This is a genomic window from Pseudoalteromonas sp. MSK9-3 (genome assembly GCF_003590335.1).
Taxonomy (GTDB): Bacteria; Pseudomonadota; Gammaproteobacteria; order Enterobacterales; family Alteromonadaceae; genus Pseudoalteromonas.
Map to the genome: position 1 here is coordinate 39333 of NZ_MIET01000034.1, position 20180 is coordinate 59512.

Genomic DNA, 20180 nt, shown 5'->3' on the forward strand with positions numbered 1-20180 from the left:
AATGGCGCAGATTTATATTAGTTTGGGCTCTAACGTCAATAAAGAACATAACCTAGCCGTGGGCTTAAATACACTCTTAACGTATTTTCCTAATAGTATTCATTCGAGTGTTTATGAAAGCGAGGCGGTTGGTTTTGCTGGGAGTAATTTTTATAACTCCGTGCTCGGTGCGCACACAGATATGGCATTAGATGACGTCTGTCTACTTTTAAAGCGTATTGAGTTAGAGAATGGCAGAACACGGCAAGATAAAAAGTTCAGCCCTCGTACATTAGATTTAGATTTATTGTTTTATGATGATGTCGTGTGCGACAGCCCCGCGCAGTTACCTCGAGATGAAGTCGTTAAAAATGCGTTTGTTTTGTTGCCTTTGCAGGAAATAGCCGCTGATTTTTATCATCCGACAGAGCAGAAAACAATACAAGAAATCTATCGGGGTTATCACAACCCACAACAAAAACTATGGAAAGTGGAGTTTGAGTCGCAATGAGTCTGATTGAAATTATTGTATTGGCTTTGGTTCAGGGGTTAACCGAGTTTTTACCTATATCTAGTTCTGCACATTTAATTTTGCCATCGCAATTATTAGGTTGGCAAGATCAAGGTACAGCATTTGATGTTGCTGTTCATGTGGGGACGCTTGTCGCCGTTATCATTTATTTTCGTAAGGAAGTCGGTGAAATATTAAATGCATGGTTTAAGTCATTTGGTCAGCAAGGCCAAACAGAAGATAGCCAACTTGGCTGGTGGATTCTATTAGCGACTATTCCTTCGTTGATCATCGGCTATTTGTGCAAAGATCTTGTAGAAGTATACTCTCGTAACGCTTACATTATTGCCACGACTACCATCGTTTTTGGTTTGTTACTGTGGTACGCAGACGTCAAAGCTAAGCAGATAAAAACGCTTTACCAACTCAACTGGGTCAGCGCATTATTAATAGGCTTATCGCAAGTTGTCGCAATGTTGTTCCCAGGTACATCGCGTTCAGGGATCACCATGACTGTGGGACTATTGATGGGCCTAAATAAACAAAGTGCGGCACGGTTTTCCTTTTTAATGTCAATCCCTGTCATTGCAGCGGCAGGCTCTTACTATATTTTTAAGTTAGCATCTTCAGATGAAATCATCGACTGGAACGCCATACTGCTGGGTTCTGTATTGTCTTTTGTTTCTGCGTATTTTTGTATTCACTTTTTCCTAAAGGTAATAGAGCGAATGGGCATGATGCCATTTGTTGTTTATAGATTACTATTAGGGCTTGGTTTGTTTGCATTTTTGCTGTTATAGCGGTTAATGATGTATTTTACTTCGAGTTGTCTTGTTAATATGGGTATGAGGGAGCTGGTACCAACTGACTTATTTGAGTTGAGGAAGCGAAGAAGGAATTTATAGCTTGCTCTGCGAATGTCGCTTTGAGCTGAGCGTGGTAAAGTCATTTTAGCTTACTTGAATGCGATAAGCTGCGAAAGGCTAGGGAAGCTCACACCAGTATGATGGTTTATCTCGCGTTTCGGCTTTTTCTTATGCTTAAAATAATAAAAAACGCCTCAAGTGAGGCGTTTTTTTGTTCTTACAATTCTAATGAGTAATTAAAACTGTAAGTTATATTCTAAAGTAAACTGACGTCCAATAATGATTGTGCTACCTGGGTAGGCACCATTATCAAAATAAGGGCTATCATTTTCAGATTCATCATATCGAGCTCGAGAATTTCTTAAGTTAATAACACCAAAGCGGATATTCGAGTCATCATTGATAAAGTAGTTAACACCTAAGTTATAGTTGAACCAAGGTGCATAACGGCGCTTTTCTACTTGTGTCCAGTCATCTTCATCAACATCATTTGGTAAAGAGCCATAACGTTGTTGCTCTAGCGTAACTCTCCAATCATCAATAGAATAAGTGATGCGATTGGTCATTTTTGAGCGGAATTCGTTGTTGTCTTTATAATCTTCTCGATAATCAACGTTGACTTCATCACCAGTAAATTCTTGATTCTTCGTTTGAAGTACGTGTGAATAGTCAGATCTGAAAGCAACTGAACCATATTTGTTTAAATCGTATTCATAGCTGATAGATAAGTCAAAACCAGTTTGCTCACGCATTGCGGCGTTGATAAAGCTAGAGCTAATAGAGTCTACTTTGTATGACGAGCTTAAGCCATTGGCTGGATTACGATCGATACGCGCATAAATAGACTGACAGAATTCACTGTTTCCATCTTTTGCACCATTTAAGCAATCACGCTCAGCTTCCATGATACGACGATTAGGGTAAGAACGAACAGCATCTTCCATCAAGATACGGTACAGATCAAACGTCATGTTAAATGAGTCTGTTGGCTGCCAGACTAAACCAAGCGTTAATGATTCACCAGTCTCTTCAGTTAGGCGCTTTTCACCTGATTGAATGCTGAATGCTGTGTACTGCATATTGAAATCGTCAGTACATGTTTTTGTTAAGCTTGCAATGTCTGCATTTGGAATTAAAACACCGCCTGGGTTGTTGGCATTGATAGCACGACAAGATGCAGCTAGCGCTTCATCTTCTACAGTGCTGTAAGAGCCTGATGGGTCTTTGAATACATTATGTAAGTCTGGTGCGCGGAATGTTGTTCCCCAGTTGGCTCGCAGTAATACTTCTTCAGTTGGACGGTATGCTACACCAACTTGATACGTCGGAGCCCCGTTCACATCAGTTTCATCGTTGTATCTGTCGTAACGAGCTGCAAGGTCTACTGTCAATTGTTCTGTGACAGGTATTGAGAACTCAAGTGCCAATGCAGATCTAGAGCGCTCGCCTTCCCCTTCAGTACCTGTTAGTCCAGCCCAACCTTGACCTTCTTTTTTCAGTGTTCGAGGGTTAACATTTATATCGTATTCTGACTTTTCATATTCAACTAACGCTGAAAACGCGATAAAACCAGCTGGAAGCTCGTATAGGTCACCAGTGACGTTTGAACCTAAAGTCAAAACACTGGCACTAGATTCTGAATCATTTAAACCGAATACTTGATCAAAGTTATCAGAATTAAGAGGTTGCCACCAGTTATCCCAATTTATAGAGGCTGCACCGGTACTTTCGTCATAGTTAACAAAGTAGTCAGATGCTGTTTCTTTTTTCGCTTTATAGCCTGTTTGTGTATCGTCAGTACGGCTATATGAAACGTATGATTCGTAGTAATAATCTTCAAAAATTGCACCTGTAAATGATAAAGATGCAGTTAGCATTGACTCATCATATAACGATGCTTTTTTATTACCTAATTCGTCATCTTGCCATGTTCTTGTAAGGTAATGATATTGACCATCTTCCGTCTGGAAGTAACCATTACTCTGGGTAATTTCATCACGCAAGAAACGCGAGTCCCAAAATGCAGAGCCTACAGAAGAGCTTTTTGAAGTCCAATATAGAATGTCTGTGCGTACTTGATGATCTGAGTTTAGTTCATAAGTACCTGTTGCATAAATTGAAGAGTTCTTTCTATCGTTAATGACTGAGTTATTACCCGAAACTGGGTTACTACAGTAATACCCACGAGATTCACGGTTTGCATATTGTAGGTTATCAAATTGATTACAAACCTCTGCCGTAGGGTCAATATATTGCCAACCGTCGCTATACTGCATAGCCATAAGAGAGCGAGGCATTGCAATTGCGTATTCTTTATAATCTTCAAGCTTAGCAGGGTTATCAAAGCGGCTATCTAACCAATCACGCTGGTTTTCAAAAAGCATATCTTGATTAGAGTGGTCAAGTGCTAGCGTCCAAGAGAAATCATCGTGTTGGCCACCGGTAACAAATGATATTTGACGGTTATATGCATCGCCTTGATCTGATGAACTGCCTTTGATATTTAGGGTATTGTCTTCAACGCCGCTTTTAGTGATGATATTCATTACACCTGCGATTGCATCTGAACCATAAATAGCCGAGCTACCGCCTGTTACAATATCGATACGTTCAATAGCTGCAAAAGGTATTGAAGCTAAATTAAACACATTACTTTCACCATTGAATGCGCGCGGGTAATTTGCAACACGTTTGCCATTTAGAAGTACTAGACTTCTGTTCGCACCTAGGCCACGAAAGTTAACTGTTTCAGCATTTTGAGTGAAGCCACTCATTGTTTGCCCTTGAGTTGATCCCGTTGCTGAGCTTAAAGACTGTACGGCATCATAAGCATTGTTGAAGCCTTTGTCTTTTAAGTCTGCTGCAGTGATTGATAAAACAGGAGCAGGGCCTTCCATATCAGTTCGTTTGATTCGAGAACCAGTGACTTGAATTCGCTCTACTTTTTTCGCTTCGTCGGTGTCATTTGCCATTGCAGCTGAACCTGATACCGCGCCAGTCAATAGTGCTGCTTTGATACCCACAGCTAATAGATTTAACTTCTTCAACATAAGACCTTTTTCAATTGTTGTTACGGACCACCCTTACCTTTGTAAGTGCGGTTATATTTATGCAGCATTTTTAACACATCTAAATGTAACAAGTGGGACTTTGGGGTTTGTTAGTTTTGTTTCTAATTTGTGGATAATGTTTATGAATATTTTTATTTTTGGTTTTTTCTTATTTTCACTGGTTATAAGGCAGTGATCTACTGTACTTAATACTTTACGGTGGGTGTTTTTTTATTTGTATGTTAGTGGTTATGTTAATTGAGTTTCCATAAAAGAAACAAAAACTCAAACTATTAGTCTGATTAACCTCCTTTAATGTAGTTGCTATGTTATCAAGTGATTAATTGTGTTGTTTCTTTTTTGTTCGTTCGGGTTTTTTTATGGCTTAAGGGAACTTTTTGAGCTCCCCCTTAATTTAAACGAGCGGTCACGCTTATAGAGTGAGTGTATGGGTTATTTGAGACAATCGTTCTTCATCTAGCTGGCTTTTAATTTCTGAGCCAGAAAATCCCTTAGCAATGATGGCTTGGGCACTGATAGAACGGGTGTTTTGAGCAATGCTCTTCAGTCTATTGCTTTGGCTTTTTTCAAACCCGACTGTAAAACGCATTATATTAATAAGCAATTCGAAGCGCTCTGGCCGTCGCCAAAGGTCAATTTTGTTAAATAGCTTTAATAGGTCTTTAGGCGAGGGTGATGTTATTAATGAGGGCGCATGTTCACAATAATCTCTTAATGCAATAGCATACTTACTGGGGATTTTGAGAGTTTGCTCTATTCCTGTGAGTTTAGTTAAACATGCGTGTTGAAGCCATAAACAAAATAAAATCACTTTATAGTTTGGATCTGACTTTGGTACTTGAGTTAATTGGTTTTTTAGTTTTTGATGAGCTTCGTCACCCCACTGTACTAATAATGGCTGAACATCATTTAAGGCATTTAGATGAGATAATACCGTTGTGAAAACCTCAATAGCGCCATCCCCTAAGCTTTTTTCTATTTCTAGCCATACACGCTCTTGTGTTAGCGTTTTTAGTTCTCCTTGCTGTACCATGTTTTTCATCAGCATCATTGTTTCATCGGCAATGCAAAACCCTAAGTAGTGATAACGTGCTGCGAATCGTGCGACGCGTAAAACCCTTAATGGGTCTTCGCAAAACGCGGGGCCTACATGACGCAGTATTTTGTTGTTTAGATCTTGTTGGCCATTATAAGGGTCAATTAAAGTACCGTTATCGGCTTGAGCTATTGCATTCACCGTTAAATCGCGTCGATATAAATCTTGCTCTAGGGTGATAGTCGGCTCAAAATCACAAATAAAACCACCGTAGCCTTGGCCACTTTTTCGTTCTGTTCGTGCTAGGGCATATTCATCTTGACTGACAGGGTGTAAAAAGACGGGGAAATCTTTGCCTACTTGTTTGTACCCTAAGGCTATCATCTTTGCAGGGGTTGACCCAACCACAACATAGTCTCTTTCAACGATTGGGCGGTCCAGTAGTGCATCACGTACAGCACCTCCCACTAAATATACTTTCATGTTTTCCTCAAATCATACCGTAGGGGTAAAACTAATTTCACAAAATTGGAAACAAGGTTTTAACTTGTTGGCTTTTTTTGCCATTATAGGGTGCATCATAACAATAAAGAGACGCAACGTGTATTTACGCTACTTTGGGTTGAATGAAAAACCCTTTTCGATTGCCCCAAACCCGCAATACTTATTTTTGAGTGATAGACATAAAGAAGCTTTGGCCCATTTAACCTACGGGTTGGGGGATGCCGGTGGGTTTGTTCTTTTGACTGGGGAAGTCGGTACCGGTAAAACAACAGTAACCCGAAGCATGCTGGCACAATTACCAGAGAGCACACAAGTTGCTTTTATATTAAACCCTGCGTTATCTGAAATGGAGTTGTTGGCCAGTATTTGTGATGAGCTTTCCATTGACTATGACGCTGAACAGGCAACACTCAAGCGTTTAACCGATGTGATTAAAGCACGTTTGTTAGCCAATCATGAGCAAGGTGGCCACACCATGTTGATCATTGATGAGGCTCAACATCTTGCACCTGAGGTGCTAGAGCAGCTTAGGTTGTTAACAAATTTAGAAACCGACCATAAAAAGCTGTTGCAAATTGTGTTGGTCGGGCAGCCTGAGCTGCAACAATTATTGCAGCGTAATGAATTACGACAACTGGCACAGCGGATCACGGCACGGTATCATTTATTACCTCTGAGTGAAGCACAAGTGTTTGCGTATATTCAACATCGCTTAAATAAAGCGGGGTGTAAAGCAACGCTGTTCGATCATGATGCTATTGCTTTTATGCATAAAGTAACTGCTGGGATCCCTCGGTTACTAAACCTGCTTGCTGACCGTTGTTTGTTAGGGGCTTTTTCGGCACAACAACAAGTAGTAAATAAAGTGATTGCAGAGCAAGCTGCACAAGAAGCTTTACCGCTTGGTTTAGTGCCACAAGAGGCAAGTGCGAAACGCAACTACACGTGGCGTGTTGTTACAGCATTTACGCTGTTGTTCTTCTCAGGTTTTGGCCTGTCATATATCGTATAGTGATAAAAATGTCTTACTTATTTAATGCTTTAAAACAATCAGAAAAAACAGAGAGTTCTGAACAGTCTCATTTAGCTTATCAACATCAAAAGCAGTTGAACTTTTATCGCCGTTTATCTTTTGGGCTTGGTGGTATTGTGCTTTTTGGTGGTGCAATGGCGGCGGGATTTGTGGCAGGCAAATTTTTACAAACATCAACACTGCATAATAGTGAACAGCCTACAGTTGTGACGGAACAGAGTGCTCCCTCAGCACAACCAACCGCGCCTAAAAAAACAGAGCCAACCAGTAATCCTATGGCTGCGCCCAATCCAGTTCAAGGTGCGGTTAATAACACCGCGAGTGTCGTTAATCAGCCCATGACACAAGGACAGCAACCTATTCAGTATCAGTGGGCATCAGTACAAATTGGTGTGGATGTTTCTGGGCAAGCGGTGTACGAGCAGCGTTTGGTGCCGGTTAATGGCCAGTATTTGGGTAGCCCTATGGCAGTGCCAAGCCAACAGCTGACACAACCTCGCTTGGTACATCCGACTGCTTTACAGCCCAACGTGGTGCGATCGGGTGTGATATTGCAACCTAACGTAGTTCAGCCACAACTAGTTCAGCAAGGCCTAGTGCAGCAAGGTTTAGTTCAGCAGGGTGTAGTTCAGCCAAGCAGGGCAACCGTAAATGGGAGTAACCAGTATCAAGCAGCAGAAAACACCGGGAATAGCGCTATAAAGCCTTACTCTGATCCTGAGCTCGATAATGTATCAGATGAACTCAAAGAGGCGTTTGCACAGGCTGTTTCTGATACTGAAGGCAACAATAGTGGTGAGGTGATAGCGACAAGTAAAGACTCAGCAAAAGCGGCGCCAATAGAGTTGTTACCAGCAGGTTTGCAAAATAGTATTCCGAGATTACGTTATCAAGCCCATATTTATGCAACTGAGGCTGACAAGCGTTGGATAAAGCTTAACAACAGAGAATTGTATGAAGGCGATAGTATCGGTGCGCTGCAGTTGTTGGAGATCACGCCGGAGCAAGCGTTGTTTAACTTTGATGGTTATGAATTCACATTAAAAGCGATGCAAGATTGGCCACTGTGAAATAGCGGGTTAGTCTTACGCTCTTCACGGCAGCATTGAATGACGGAAGAATTTTAAGAGGTCTAAACTAAATTCTTCGGGCTTAATTGCCGCTTCTAAATCATCGTTGACCCGCTTATTAGCAAGATCAACATCTTTTACTTCGATGTAGCGCATATGCTTGGCGTGGTAAAATACTTTCACAATGGGTTGCAGTGGGGTGTCTGGATTACTCCCGCTGACAATGCCGACTCTTTGACTGGTCAGTTTAACCAGTGTACCAACAGGGTAAACGCCAATTGCATTAATAAACACATTGAGCAGCTCTGTATCGTAGTGATGCGGTGTTCCCTCTCTTAGCAGGCGAAACGCTTTAACCGGGGTCATGCCCACCTTATATACACGTTCAGCCGTTAATGCGTCATATACATCTACAATCGCGGCCATTCTCACGTATTGTGATAGGTCTTTGGCTTCGTAGCCAAATGGGTAGCCCGAACCGTCTAAGCGCTCGTGATGATAGCCAGCAATCTCTGTTGCGATTTTACCCAGTTGTGCGTCCATCACGATATCATAACTGTATTTCGCATGTTGTTTCATGACTTCAAATTCTTCGATACTCAATTGGGCCGGTTTTTGTAAAATGGTGTCAGGAATATGTACTTTACCGATATCATGTAGTAATGCCCCGGTTGCCATTTGCTCTATGATCGAGCGTTCGAACCCCATATGTTTGGCAAAAATACTAATTAAAATCGACACATTAATGGAGTGCTCTAATAGATAGGTATCTTTTTCTCTTATGCGGGCAATACAGGCCAGTGCATCTTGATTACGAAATACCGAATCAATAAACCCATGAGCGGTTTCTTTGAACGCGGAGATATCAATAGGGCTGCCTGATTGGAGATCTTTAAAGGCTTTTTTTTGTAGACCTTTGGCTTCGTCATACAGCTTAGCCGCTTGGGTTAACTCAGAGTCAATACTGGTCGATTTGTGCCATGGATTTACTTCGCTATCGACTGCTTCTGGCATGTCGCAGGGAGGAGTGTCGCTATGAGCTTCTTCATGAAGGGTTTTACTGGGATCTATTTCTACTTCAAGTACGCCAGTAGCCTTTAAGCTGTCGATGCTTTTTTGTGTTTTTACCCAGCCTTGGTTTTTGATTTTGATATGCCCAGTTTGCTTAATTACACCAACCACAAACATACCTGGGTTCAAGTCCTTGATATTTATTATTTTCATCTTGAGCCCTAAATACAAGAGTAAGACTTATAAGCCTAGCAAAGAACTGCAAAAAAGGTAGTAATAAAGGGTGGCTTTTTATTGGTTGTAAACAAAAGGAAGTGTGAGGTGGGAATGGACATAAGCTAAAAGTAGCTTATGTCCATGATGTTTTTAATGGTTTATTCGTCGTCTTCAACTAGGGTCATCAGTGAGGTATTACCACCTGATGCCGTTGTATCAATACTGATGGTTTTCTCCGTCACGAGGCGGCTGATCAGGGTGTCATAGTATTCTGCACTGATCACCGGCAAAATTGCACCGCTACGAGCAGCTAATTGCTGACTGAAGTAACCTAAACGTGATGAACGTGCTGCAACGACCGCACCTGCTAAATGCGGATGGGTAAGTACCGCGTGTAACTGGTTTGGTTTAGCAACTTGAAACACACCTTCTGCAATGCCAGTAGAAATGAACTTATTTCTAAATGCTTGTGCTTCTTCATAAAACAGCTCTGATGCCACGGTTATCACGGTATTACCTGCCGCAAGCGCTGTAATGATAGAAATAGCCCAGAAGTTAAATGAAGTACTCTTATCGGCATAACACACCACACAACCGCGCGCTTCAAGGTGCAAAGTATTCGACTCACCTGTCGGACCCGGTAAGGTGGTATGATTGCGCATGCGCTTTTCTAAACGGTTAAGTTGGGTACGTGCATCAGCCAATGTTTTAGCTAAATCGTCGGCTAAGTCGTCAATGATCTCAACCGTTGCTATTTTAGCCAGTAGTTGGCGAACAGCTGACACTCGATCATTTAATGGGGTCGCACGCCAAATTTTCTCATCGCGCATTGAGTTACGCATTAAGCGATCAACTTGCTCTGTTGCACCAGGGAAATTATGCGTTTCTAACTCATCTGCGGTTAAGTTAGTCATTTGCACGTTTTCTGGAGAGGCTTTTTCTTTAACCAAACGATATAAGTAGTTTGGTCCACCCGCTTTCGGGCCTGTTCCAGATAAGCCGCGTCCACCAAAAGGTTGCACGCCAACAATCGCACCAATCATATTGCGGTTTACGTATACATTACCTGCTCTAGACATTTTAGCTAAATAGCGACAACGCTCTTCAATACGCGAATGAACACCCATTGTTAAGCCATAACCGGTGTTATTGATTTGATCGATAACATTGTCTAGCTCGCTGGCTTTATAGCGAATGACGTGTACAACAGGACCGAACACTTCACGTTTTAATACTGATAGGTCTGCAATTTCATACAAACGCGGGGCAAAGAAGAATGCACCATTTTCTGAATTATCAGGAATAGGCGATTCAAATAAGAGCTTGCCATTGGCTTTTAAGTACTCAACATGTGCAGTCAGCGTGTTCAGTGCTTTTTCGTCAATGACTGGGCCAACATCAGTATCAAGCTGAGCTGGGTCGCCAATATGTAATTCTTGTAGCGCGCCTTTAAGCATTTTGATAATGCCATCAGCCACGTCTTCTTGTAAGAATAAAACACGCAGCGCCGAACAGCGTTGTCCCGCACTTTGGAAACCAGATGAAATTACATCATCAACCACTTGCTCTGGTAAAGCCGTTGAATCGACGATCATACAGTTTTGACCACCGGTTTCGGCTATCAGAGGAACTTGAATGTCATTTCGTTCAGCAAGGATTTGTGAAATTAACGTACCTGTTTCGGTAGAACCAGTGAACATCACGGCTTGAATACGCTCATCAGGGACTATGTGCTTACCTACCTCACTACCGCGTGCGACAACCGCTTGTACAACATGTTCAGGTAACCCGACAATTTGCATTAACTCAATACAACGTAGCGCGATCATACTGGTTTGCTCAGCAGGCTTCGCTATTACAGTATTACCCGTCACAATCGCAGCAGCAACTTGACCTAGGAATATGGCTAGAGGGAAGTTCCAAGGGCTAATACATAAAATAACCCCACGGGCTTCAAAGCGCTCATCTTCAGAGAGCTCTTCAGCACGCGCTGCATAGTAACGACAGAAATCAACGGCTTCACGTACTTCATCAATGCTGTCTTGGGTAATTTTACCGGCTTCTTTGATACAAATTGCCACGAGCTCATCATGATGGCGCTCTAGTATGTCGGCAATGCGGCGTAATAGTTCTGCGCGCTCAGACACTGGCGTCTCAGACCAACTTGCAAATGCAGTGTCAGCGTTAGCCAGCATAGCTTGCATTTCATCACTTTGGTGCAGTGGAACTTGACCGACAACCTCAGTATGATTTGCTGGGTTGCGCACCGCTAAAAAGCCTTCTTTAACATCCGCTTCAGTGATACGGTTATCTTCAAACCACTTGTCTAGGTTATCTTTTAATGGCGAAATAACATTGATGTCTGTTAAATCCATGCCTTTTGAGTTATCACGCTCAGCACCATAAAGTTCAATTGGCAGTTTAATTTGCGTATTAAATTTATTGCGTAAGCTTTGTAGGGTTTCAACTGGATCAGGTAACAAAGACTCAACTGGCTTTGTAACATCAACAATGGCATTTACGAATGACGAGTTAGCCCCATTTTCAAGCAAGCGTCGAACTAAGTAAGCCAATAAATCTTCATGTTGACCAACAGGTGCATACACACGACATTGTACATTGTCTTTTTCTACGATTTGATCGAATAAAGATTCGCCCATACCGTGTAAGCGTTGAAACTCAAAGCCTTTGTTATCGCCTTTTGCTACTTCAAGAATGGTCGCCGCAGTGTAAGCATTATGTGTTGCGAACTGAGGAAATAATGCATCTCGTGCTTCAAGTAACTTAATCGCACAGGCTTTGTATGATACATCTGTTGTTGCTTTACGTGTAAATACAGGGAAGTGATCTAAACCATCTTGTTGCGTGGTTTTAATTTCTGTATCCCAGTATGCGCCTTTTACCAAACGCACCATTAATTTACGACCAACACGGCGGGCTAAATCAGTCAGCCATTCAACCACGAAAATCGCACGTTTCTGGTAGGCTTGTACTGCTAGACCAAACCCTTGCCAATCACCTAGTTCATCATCAGAGAAAACCGCTTCGATTACATCTAATGAGATGTCTAAACGGTCAGCTTCTTCAGCATCGACAGTAAAACCAATGTCATACTTTTTAGCAGCTAACGCAAGCTCTTTTAGCTTAGGTACAATTTCAGTTAGGACGCGTTCACGGTGACTGAATTCATAGCGTGGGTGAATAGCCGACAACTTAACAGAGATACCTGGGCTTTTGATTGGGCCACGGCCATTCGCAGCTTTACCAATTGAATGGATCGCATTCATATAGCTATTAAAGTAGCGCTGTGCATCTTCCATGGTACGCGCGCCTTCGCCGAGCATATCGTAAGAATATACATAGCCTTTTTGCTCTTTTTCAGCAGCACGTTCAATGGCTTCGTCGATGTTTTGGCCCATAACGAACTGCTTACCCATGATTTTCATGGCAAAGTTCACTGACTTGCGGATCACCGGCTCACCTAAGCGGCCAATGGTCTTTTTAAGTACACCAAACTGCTGATCTTTATTTTTATCTGTGTAGTTAACCATTTTACCGGTAACGAGTAGGCCCCAGCTTGATGCATTAACAAATAAAGAGTCACTGCTTCCTAAATGAGAGCTCCAGTCACCATTCGCTAATTTGTCACGAATAAGGTTATCTTGAGTTTCTTTGTCTGGTACACGAAGCAATGCTTCGGCTAGACACATTAATACCACTCCTTCTTCGGAAGAAAGAGAGAATTCATTTAAAAGTGCATCCACGCCATTTTGACCATCTTGGTCTTTACGAATATTTACCACGATTTGGCGTGCGCGTTCCCATGCACGGCTTCGAGCCGTAACGCCTACTTCAGCAAGCGGCAAAATATGGTCGATCACTTGCTCTTCATCAATACGATAGAAGTCACGGATTTTTTGTCTGATAGGACAGTTAGTAATTAAATCACCGTTGTAAAGCATAAGGAACCCTCAGGAAAAGGAGTCAAAAACACAAGTAATTAACACGTATTTGGCCAGACATAGGGTAAGTTGGGTCAGACAAAATCGTGGCGCTATCAGCGCCTAATTAATTACAACATAGTTAATTAATGCAGGTGTTGGCTCAACATTATCACACCCTTAGAAGGTGTGTAAGTTTTAGTCAATATGCATTGTGTTTAGTATCAAATTTTTCAGGCATTCTATCGGAGAATAAGCAGTATATGCTGTTTTATTTTGGGAAAATACGGTAAATTAGCGGGATAACTCTCTCAGAAACAGAATTAAATGCTGCATGACAACTTCTACTAGAACTCGCGTATTGGATCGGATTGATTTAGCAATATTAGACGTGTTGCAAAAGAATGGTCGAATTTCGAATGTGAACTTGGCAAAAGAGGTTAATTTGAGCCCAAGCCCGTGTTTAGATAGAGTGAAAAAGCTCGAATCAGAGGGGTATATTGAAGGCTATTCCGCCCGTTTGAACTCTGCGAAGCTAGGTCAAGCGTTGGTCGCACATGTAGAAATTACGTTAAAAAGCTCTACTGAAGCGGTATTTTCTGTATTTAGAGAACACATAGTGAAAATACCACAAGTTGTTAGCTGCGATATGGTTGCTGGTGGGTTTGATTACTTGGTGACTATTCGGGTTGCGGATATGGCGCAATATAGAGAAGTGCTGGGTAAGATTGTTGAAACGCCGGGTGTGAGTACGAATCACACTTATATGGTTATTGAGCACATAAAAATAGACAGTGGTTTAACCGTTTTATAAATCGGTGACATTTAAAAAGTCTCCCTAAAAGGCGCATATTTAAAAACGCTCATATACAAGTACTTATATAAAAGTACTTATATAAAAGTGCTCACAAACAATAAAGGCTGAATATTTCAGCCTTTATTGTTTAGTCTGGCGATTTAAGCCCAGCCGTCGTAACGTTTACGGCGAGACAAAAAGATTGTTAATATAATGCCCAAGAACAACCCTGCAAATGCAATCCCACCACCATAGGCAAGCAGTTTGTGTTGTTCTTCTTGCTTTTTAACATCACTTTCTTCGCGTTGTGTGGCTAATTGAGACTGCAAATCCGCAATGCTATTTTGCAACAGTGTATTTTCGCCTTGTAAGTCGTCATTACTTTGTTGTAATTGCGGTAATTGACCTAGAGTGTTGTCTAACTCATTTTGTAGAGTAACCAGCATTTCGTTGGCTGCTGTGAGCTGTTGTTTTAACCCGGCTTGTGTTGAAATAAACTTTTCTTCTACCCACACTTCACGTTCTTTATCATCAATAATTTGAATATAACCATTTTGCGGCTGTGCGATTATACGGATCTGTGTGCCCGCATCGATTGACCCTAAAATACGGTAGTTTTTCCCCGGACCTGAATGCGCGTAGATGAAGAGGTTATCTACAATAAACCCTAAATCATCAGTGGTCTGTTCATCCGCCGTTACTGGTGCTGTAGCCAGCTGTAATTGCTCAGTGTCTTGTGCTGCTGAAAAGTGTGACATGAGCGTAAATACACTGGGTAATATAATTCGTTTCAACATCCCTCGACCCAAGTTTTAATAATTTTTTCAAATAGTATGGATTTCATTGTGCAATAGCAAGAGATAGCGAAAACTTCCTCGAACATACGGCAAAAAGATTGCAAACTGCAGGTGCATTGTATATTTTGGGCGTTCGATAATTAGATAGGTAACAACTTGCCATAATGGACACTGAAATAGAACTAAAGTTTTTACTTTCAGACAATGAAGTTCCTCTTATTCCAGGACTCATCACTCAATTTGCAAAAACAGTTAGTAACCAGCCCGCTCGGAATTTAAAAAACGCATATTACGACACCCCAAACAGAGAACTACGTGCACTTGATATTGGGCTTAGAACGCGTTGCTGTGACAATGACTGTGAACAAACCATAAAATTGGCAGGTGAGGTGGTTGGTGGCTTGCATCAACGACCAGAATACAATCTTCCTCTTCAGTCGGTAAAACCTGATTTGATGGCGTTTGCACAAGGAATATGGCCTCATGCTATGCAAGTTAGTAGTATTAATGAAAATCTATTCCCGATCTTCAGTACGAACTTTATTCGTCGCACTTGGTTAATCGAAACCGAGCAAGGCAGTAAAATTGAAGTAGTACTGGATAAAGGCGAAGTGGTTGCACAAGGCAAAGTAGAACCCATATCTGAGCTTGAGATTGAGCTTGTAGAAGGCACTAGGGATGATTTGTTTTTATTAGCGGATCATTTAATTAATGTATCTGGGCTACGATTGGGGCTGTACTCAAAAGCAGCTCGAGGTTATCGTTTAGCTGATGATAAACCACTAAAACCGAATAAGTTTATTGGTTTTGTGCCGCTACAAGCCGGTGCGACGCAAGAGCAAGCGTTAGTTGCGGCAGTCAATTACGGTATTCAGTTTGTACAAAAGCATGAACAATGCTACTTCAATAAACCGAGTTTAAAAACACTGAAGCGAGTTATCGACGGTATAACGCTTATTCGTCATACGTTTCGCCTGTTTGCTGACATCGTGGATAAAACCACGACTGAGCATCTACGCAGTGAATTTAAGTGGCTATTAGATGAATTAGTCTGGGTCGAAAATGCCATTTATTTAAAAACCTATACGTCAAAACGTCATGCTTATTACAAAAAGATAAACAGTGCACCAGAGCTTGCACAAGTGATTGGTGATTTAAAAGATGTTCAACCGACAGCAACTGACATTGAAGATTTATTTCATTGTCCGCGTTACAACCGCTTAATATTGACGCTCACTCGATGGTTAGTTGATAAAGAGTGGCGTCAGCACTGGGATCAAAAAGCACTGAATGCTGCAGAGCAACCTGTGTGTGATGTTGCGAGAGGCTTTTTTGACTCGGATTGGCGAAATTTAAAAGCGCAACTTCCAGAAGATCAAGCTTTGACTAAAACCGATTATTTACGACTACGCCACCAGCTTGAAAATACTTTACTTAGCGGTAATTGTTTAGGCCAGTTATATGACAAAGAAGAACGACAAGAGTTTAGGATGCCGTGGATTGATATTGTTTATGGCATATACGAACTCGATACCTTGTCATATTTAATGCAGCTTTGCCAAGGTCAGGACAGTGATGCTTTGAGAGATATTCAATCATGGTTAGAGAAAAAAGCAGACTTCTTAGTTAGTGCTATGGAACAAAGTCGTGATGCCTCTATGAATGGGCTGCCTTATTGGCGATGACTATCATGAAGCTTATTATTGGCACAATGCGGGTAGTAAGCTTTATTCTTCTGACACACGGTGAACTTTGTTCACAGTTTGAAAAACGGCTGTTACCACCAAGTTATGCGTAGCACAAGCGGCCACCTCCACTAATGATTGCGTGTTGTTTTAACGCGTATTCGCCAAGACAGCCTAATATTGTTCGACTACACTCAATAAATCTTTCTCTCTCGTAGTTAGGTATTATGATTGATATTGACGACAAAGTACTGAGTGATCTACGTTCTGGGTTTAGCTTGCCAGCCAAGCCTGAAATACTACAAAAGCTGCAAGTTGAGTTAAATCAAGAAGAGCCGGAGCTCGGGGCGATTGCAAAAATCATCTTGGAAGATGTGGCAACGTCTGCTGCGGTGCTGAAAGTAATTAATTCACCTGCCTATGGTATGTCTCGAACTGTGACAGATATTAAGCAAGCGGTGATGTTTTTAGGGGTTAATTGCATTACTCAGCTTGTAACGGGCCACCTATTGAAAAATGCCTTTAACCAAAGTGATTGTGGTATTTCGCTTGAACGGTTTTGGGACAATGCCTCAGATCTGTCGCAAATAGCGATGCTGATTGGTCGGCAAGTCAAACCAACGATCCCGGTTGAAAATTTACAGCTCGTAGGGCTATTCCATGATGCGGGTATTCCGGCGATGGCGATGAAATACGATAACTATGCTGAGCTGCTAACCAAGGCAACACAACGGCCAGAAAAAACTCTAGTCATGTATGAAGAACAAGCTTATCCAGCGAACCATACTATTGTGGGGTATTTTTTAGCAACGTCTTGGCATTTACCCAAGCCCATTTGCCAGATGATTTTACGTCACCATGACCCTGAGTATTTAAATGGGACCCTAGACCCGGTGACCAAAGCGACGTTTGCAGCATTAAAACTGGCTGAAAATTTAGCATTTGAAGCCAAACATTTCCGTTCATGTGCGGATTGGCATGCATTTAGAGACAATGTGATGATAGCGCTTGAGCTGAGCGATGATGAGTACACAGATATAAAAGAAGATGTTGAGGAGTTTTTCATTCATTAAACTTGATGTTTTTTCATGTTTGTTTTTTGTACATTTTTTTGTGGTTGTTTAGTAATAGCATTAATGTTTTATTTTAGTCAGCGCTGACCTTTGATATTTGCTGTATCGGAGTTGGCACTGGGTAAAAGTAAAAAACACAACATGTAAACATTAAAAGGATAGTTTAATGACACATCATCAACGTAAGTGGGCAGCCACATGCTTTGCCATCGCAAGTTTAAGTTCAGGCTATACTGTCGCACAGAGTAAAGCGCCGGTCAGTGAGCCTACCAACACAACATCACTCTGGGCGTCGCCTGTGAGTTGCCACATAGATCCATCCGCACTCAGTCGAGCAATTTACAACAGCCGTTGGTCAACACGCACAACGAGGTTCGTGATTTCTGGGCAATGCCATGGCCCCATTGTTATTCATAAACGAGATATAGAAATTAGCAACGATGCGCAGCAAAGTGGATCAATTCGTTTATTAACAGACTCTACGAGCTTACATGATCAAGCGCCAAAGGAGGCTGTAAAAGTAGTAAATAGTACAGTTGAGCTGAATAATATTACGATTGAGGTTGAACCAAACTACCGTGCGATCACCGTCACACAAAGTAGTGTTGTGACATTAAAGGGGGTCGCCAGCAATGTTCAACCAAGCTCAGAAAAGTTGCCCTACCCATTTGTTATTACCGACAATAGTACTGGATATATTAGTGACAGTGTAGGCTCAGGTTTTGAGGTTTCAGGTAGCTCCGTCTTGGAGTTTAACGCTGGAAATAAAGATCACGTTGTCAATGTGCTCGACACGTCAATGGCGCGTTCGGTTGCCCAAAATCAATTCGAGTCTGTGCAGGTGTCGGGCAATGGGTATTTTTTGGGAGATAACAAAACCCATATAGAGTCTCTAATGATATGGGGCAAAGCTTCGGCAGAGGTTAACCGTGAAAGCTCTGTTGCCCAATTGCAGATGGGCGGGCAAACCCTGTTTGCTGCCTATCGTAATTCATCTATTACGGGGCCATACTTTTTATATGGTAATGTAGTGTTTGAACTAGAGCATTCCACAGCCAGTAACTGGGTGAGCGTCGATAAACCACAGTCTATTTTGATCGGTAATAATGCCACCGTAAACGGGACTTTGTACCCGTCTTGGTCATGGGCAGGGCAAGATGGTAATGAGCCATAAGCTTTGAAGTTTATAAACCCTAGCTGGTGCTAGAGTTGGTTAGGGTTTAATGAAGTGCGTAGCATTGCAATCTTTTCCTCCATAAAATATAAATTAATAACAATAAGAGTTGAATAGTCACACTGCGTGCTTGGGTTGTGTCTTATAAGTACGCTTAATTTAATGAGAGAGAAACATGACTAGCACGCTCAATGAAACTGAATTAAAAATCCAAGTACGACTGGCACAAACGGGCAATGTCGATGCTTTTACATCTTTAGTAAAGCATTCAAGCAATGTCGTCGAGTGTATTGCCTTAGGAGTTGTCCGCGATATTGATGCCGCTAAAGATGTAGTCCAAAAGGTATATATAAAAGTATGGACTGATATAAAGCAACTTAAGGAAGCGAGCAGCTTTTTACCTTGGGTGCGACAAATCACCCGTTATACGGCAATGAATAGTTTGCGTCGTAATACTGTAAACGCTGATATAGATGCAGAGTCTGCCGAAAGATTGCTGGCAAAGTTAGCTTGCGAAGGAAGTGATTTAGAAACTACGCTGCAACAGGCTGAACAAAGCCAACTCATCGCACATTTGATTGAGCAACTCCCAGACGAATCTCGAGAGATCACGCTACTGTACTATAGAGAAGAACAAAGTTGTGAAGCTGTAGCACACTTACTCGACCTAGCACCAGCCACAGTTAGAAAGCGCTTACAGAGAGTCCGAGAAAAAATTAAGTCACAAATATTAAATGACTATGGCCGTGTTATTCTCGCCAATGCGCCAATAGAGCTGGCGAGTCTTGTCACTATAAGCATATCATCAACCCCAGTTGCGGCGTCGATTGGTGCAGCCGCTGCGCCAACACCTTGGTACAGTAAGTTGTTCATGATGTTAGGTGGGGCAGGTATTGGCGGCATGATTGCGATGCTTGCAATCTGGTTGAGTACCCGCTTAATTTCAAATAAGTTAGATAATGAACGCGATAGGCAAGTAGTAACACAAATAAGAAATCATAATTTTATAGCGGTTGGTATCGGGGCTGGCGTCATGAGCCTAGGTTACGGGCTGACACAAGGTTGGCTAATTCCTGTATTGGGTTTTATGGTCATCGTGGGTTGGCTAGTTTGGAGCACATTGCATCTTAACAAGATTACCCACAAGCTGTGTGCGGGTGCCACTAAAACCCAGCAAAGAGTGCAGTATATTGGAGGGTTATTAGGCCTTATCTTTGGGGTTATAGGGGGCGGCACAGGACTGTATTTTGGTCTTGAAAACAGTGGCCGCTTAGCTTATTTAATGTAAAAGAATGCGATGTGGTAGCAGGCTGGATAGTGTTATGGCGTTGGGTTAACCTTCAGAACAAATTAACGATAGTGAGAGATAAGGCGCATTAACCAAGTTGATAGTTTTGTTTTTTAGGCACTGATAATA

The 20180-nt window shown here is 41.9% G+C and carries 14 protein-coding genes; 9 read left to right on the forward strand and 5 right to left on the reverse strand.

What is annotated here, in order from left to right; translation table 11 throughout:
* The first annotated feature begins 1 nt into the window (after position 1).
* Together folK and BGP78_RS15580 are read left to right on the forward strand one after the other, a co-directional pair.
* Entirely contained in the window at positions 2-490 is a 489-nt protein-coding gene (folK, locus tag BGP78_RS15575) for a 2-amino-4-hydroxy-6-hydroxymethyldihydropteridine diphosphokinase (RefSeq protein WP_119862240.1), read from the forward strand.
* Positions 487-1290: an undecaprenyl-diphosphate phosphatase gene (locus tag BGP78_RS15580; protein ID WP_119862241.1), complete on the forward strand. Its 804-nt coding sequence runs from the start codon at positions 487-489 to the stop codon at positions 1288-1290. The genes folK and BGP78_RS15580 overlap by 4 nt, the downstream gene beginning before the upstream one ends.
* Before the next feature lie 302 nt (positions 1291-1592).
* Here the strand turns inward: BGP78_RS15580 and BGP78_RS15585 are convergent, their stop codons facing one another.
* Complete coding sequence (locus BGP78_RS15585; protein WP_119862242.1) at positions 1593-4406, reverse strand: TonB-dependent siderophore receptor; 2814 nt, start codon at positions 4404-4406, stop codon at positions 1593-1595.
* Between the two features lie 433 nt (positions 4407-4839).
* Entirely contained in the window at positions 4840-5946 is a 1107-nt protein-coding gene (locus BGP78_RS15590; protein WP_119862243.1) for a tRNA nucleotidyltransferase, read from the reverse strand.
* A 118-nt stretch (positions 5947-6064) separates the two neighbouring features.
* Here BGP78_RS15590 and BGP78_RS15595 point away from each other — a divergent pair, with 118 nt between their 5' ends.
* Positions 6065-6979, forward strand: coding sequence for an ExeA family protein (locus tag BGP78_RS15595; RefSeq protein WP_119862244.1), 915 nt, complete (start codon positions 6065-6067; stop codon positions 6977-6979).
* Positions 6980-6987: 8 nt separating this feature from the next.
* Positions 6988-8070: a general secretion pathway protein GspB gene (locus BGP78_RS15600; RefSeq protein ID WP_259386338.1), complete on the forward strand. Its 1083-nt coding sequence runs from the start codon at positions 6988-6990 to the stop codon at positions 8068-8070.
* Between the two features lie 24 nt (positions 8071-8094).
* On the opposite strand, the gene BGP78_RS15605 is transcribed toward BGP78_RS15600, so the two are convergent.
* Entirely contained in the window at positions 8095-9294 is a 1200-nt protein-coding gene (locus BGP78_RS15605; RefSeq protein WP_119862245.1) for an HD-GYP domain-containing protein, read from the reverse strand.
* A 161-nt stretch (positions 9295-9455) separates the two neighbouring features.
* On the reverse strand, positions 9456-13259 hold the full coding sequence (gene putA, locus BGP78_RS15610) for a bifunctional proline dehydrogenase/L-glutamate gamma-semialdehyde dehydrogenase PutA (RefSeq protein WP_119862246.1): 3804 nt from the start codon (positions 13257-13259) through the stop codon (positions 9456-9458).
* A gap of 313 nt (positions 13260-13572) precedes the next feature.
* On the opposite strand from putA, the gene BGP78_RS15615 reads away from it, so the two are divergent.
* Complete coding sequence (locus tag BGP78_RS15615; RefSeq protein WP_119862247.1) at positions 13573-14052, forward strand: winged helix-turn-helix transcriptional regulator; 480 nt, start codon at positions 13573-13575, stop codon at positions 14050-14052.
* Positions 14053-14195: 143 nt separating this feature from the next.
* Here the strand turns inward: BGP78_RS15615 and BGP78_RS15620 are convergent, their stop codons facing one another.
* Positions 14196-14831 carry a TIGR04211 family SH3 domain-containing protein gene (locus BGP78_RS15620; RefSeq protein WP_119862248.1) on the reverse strand — a complete coding sequence of 212 codons (636 nt, stop codon included), beginning with the start codon at positions 14829-14831 and terminating at the stop codon, positions 14196-14198.
* 164 nt (positions 14832-14995) lie between these two features.
* On the opposite strand from BGP78_RS15620, the gene BGP78_RS15625 reads away from it, so the two are divergent.
* The 4 genes from BGP78_RS15625 (at position 14996) to BGP78_RS15640 (ending at position 20051) form a co-directional block, all read left to right on the forward strand.
* Positions 14996-16516 carry a CYTH domain-containing protein gene (locus tag BGP78_RS15625; protein ID WP_119862249.1) on the forward strand — a complete coding sequence of 507 codons (1521 nt, stop codon included), beginning with the start codon at positions 14996-14998 and terminating at the stop codon, positions 16514-16516.
* Positions 16517-16743: 227 nt separating this feature from the next.
* Positions 16744-17589, forward strand: a complete 846-nt coding sequence (locus tag BGP78_RS15630; RefSeq protein WP_119862250.1) for an HDOD domain-containing protein — start codon at positions 16744-16746, stop codon at positions 17587-17589.
* Between the two features lie 166 nt (positions 17590-17755).
* Positions 17756-18763 (forward strand): hypothetical protein, encoded by a 1008-nt coding sequence (locus tag BGP78_RS15635; protein WP_119862251.1) that lies wholly within the window; start codon positions 17756-17758, stop codon positions 18761-18763.
* A 175-nt stretch (positions 18764-18938) separates the two neighbouring features.
* Positions 18939-20051, forward strand: a complete 1113-nt coding sequence (locus tag BGP78_RS15640) for an RNA polymerase sigma factor (RefSeq protein ID WP_119862252.1) — start codon at positions 18939-18941, stop codon at positions 20049-20051.
* The last annotated feature ends 129 nt before the right edge of the window (positions 20052-20180 follow it).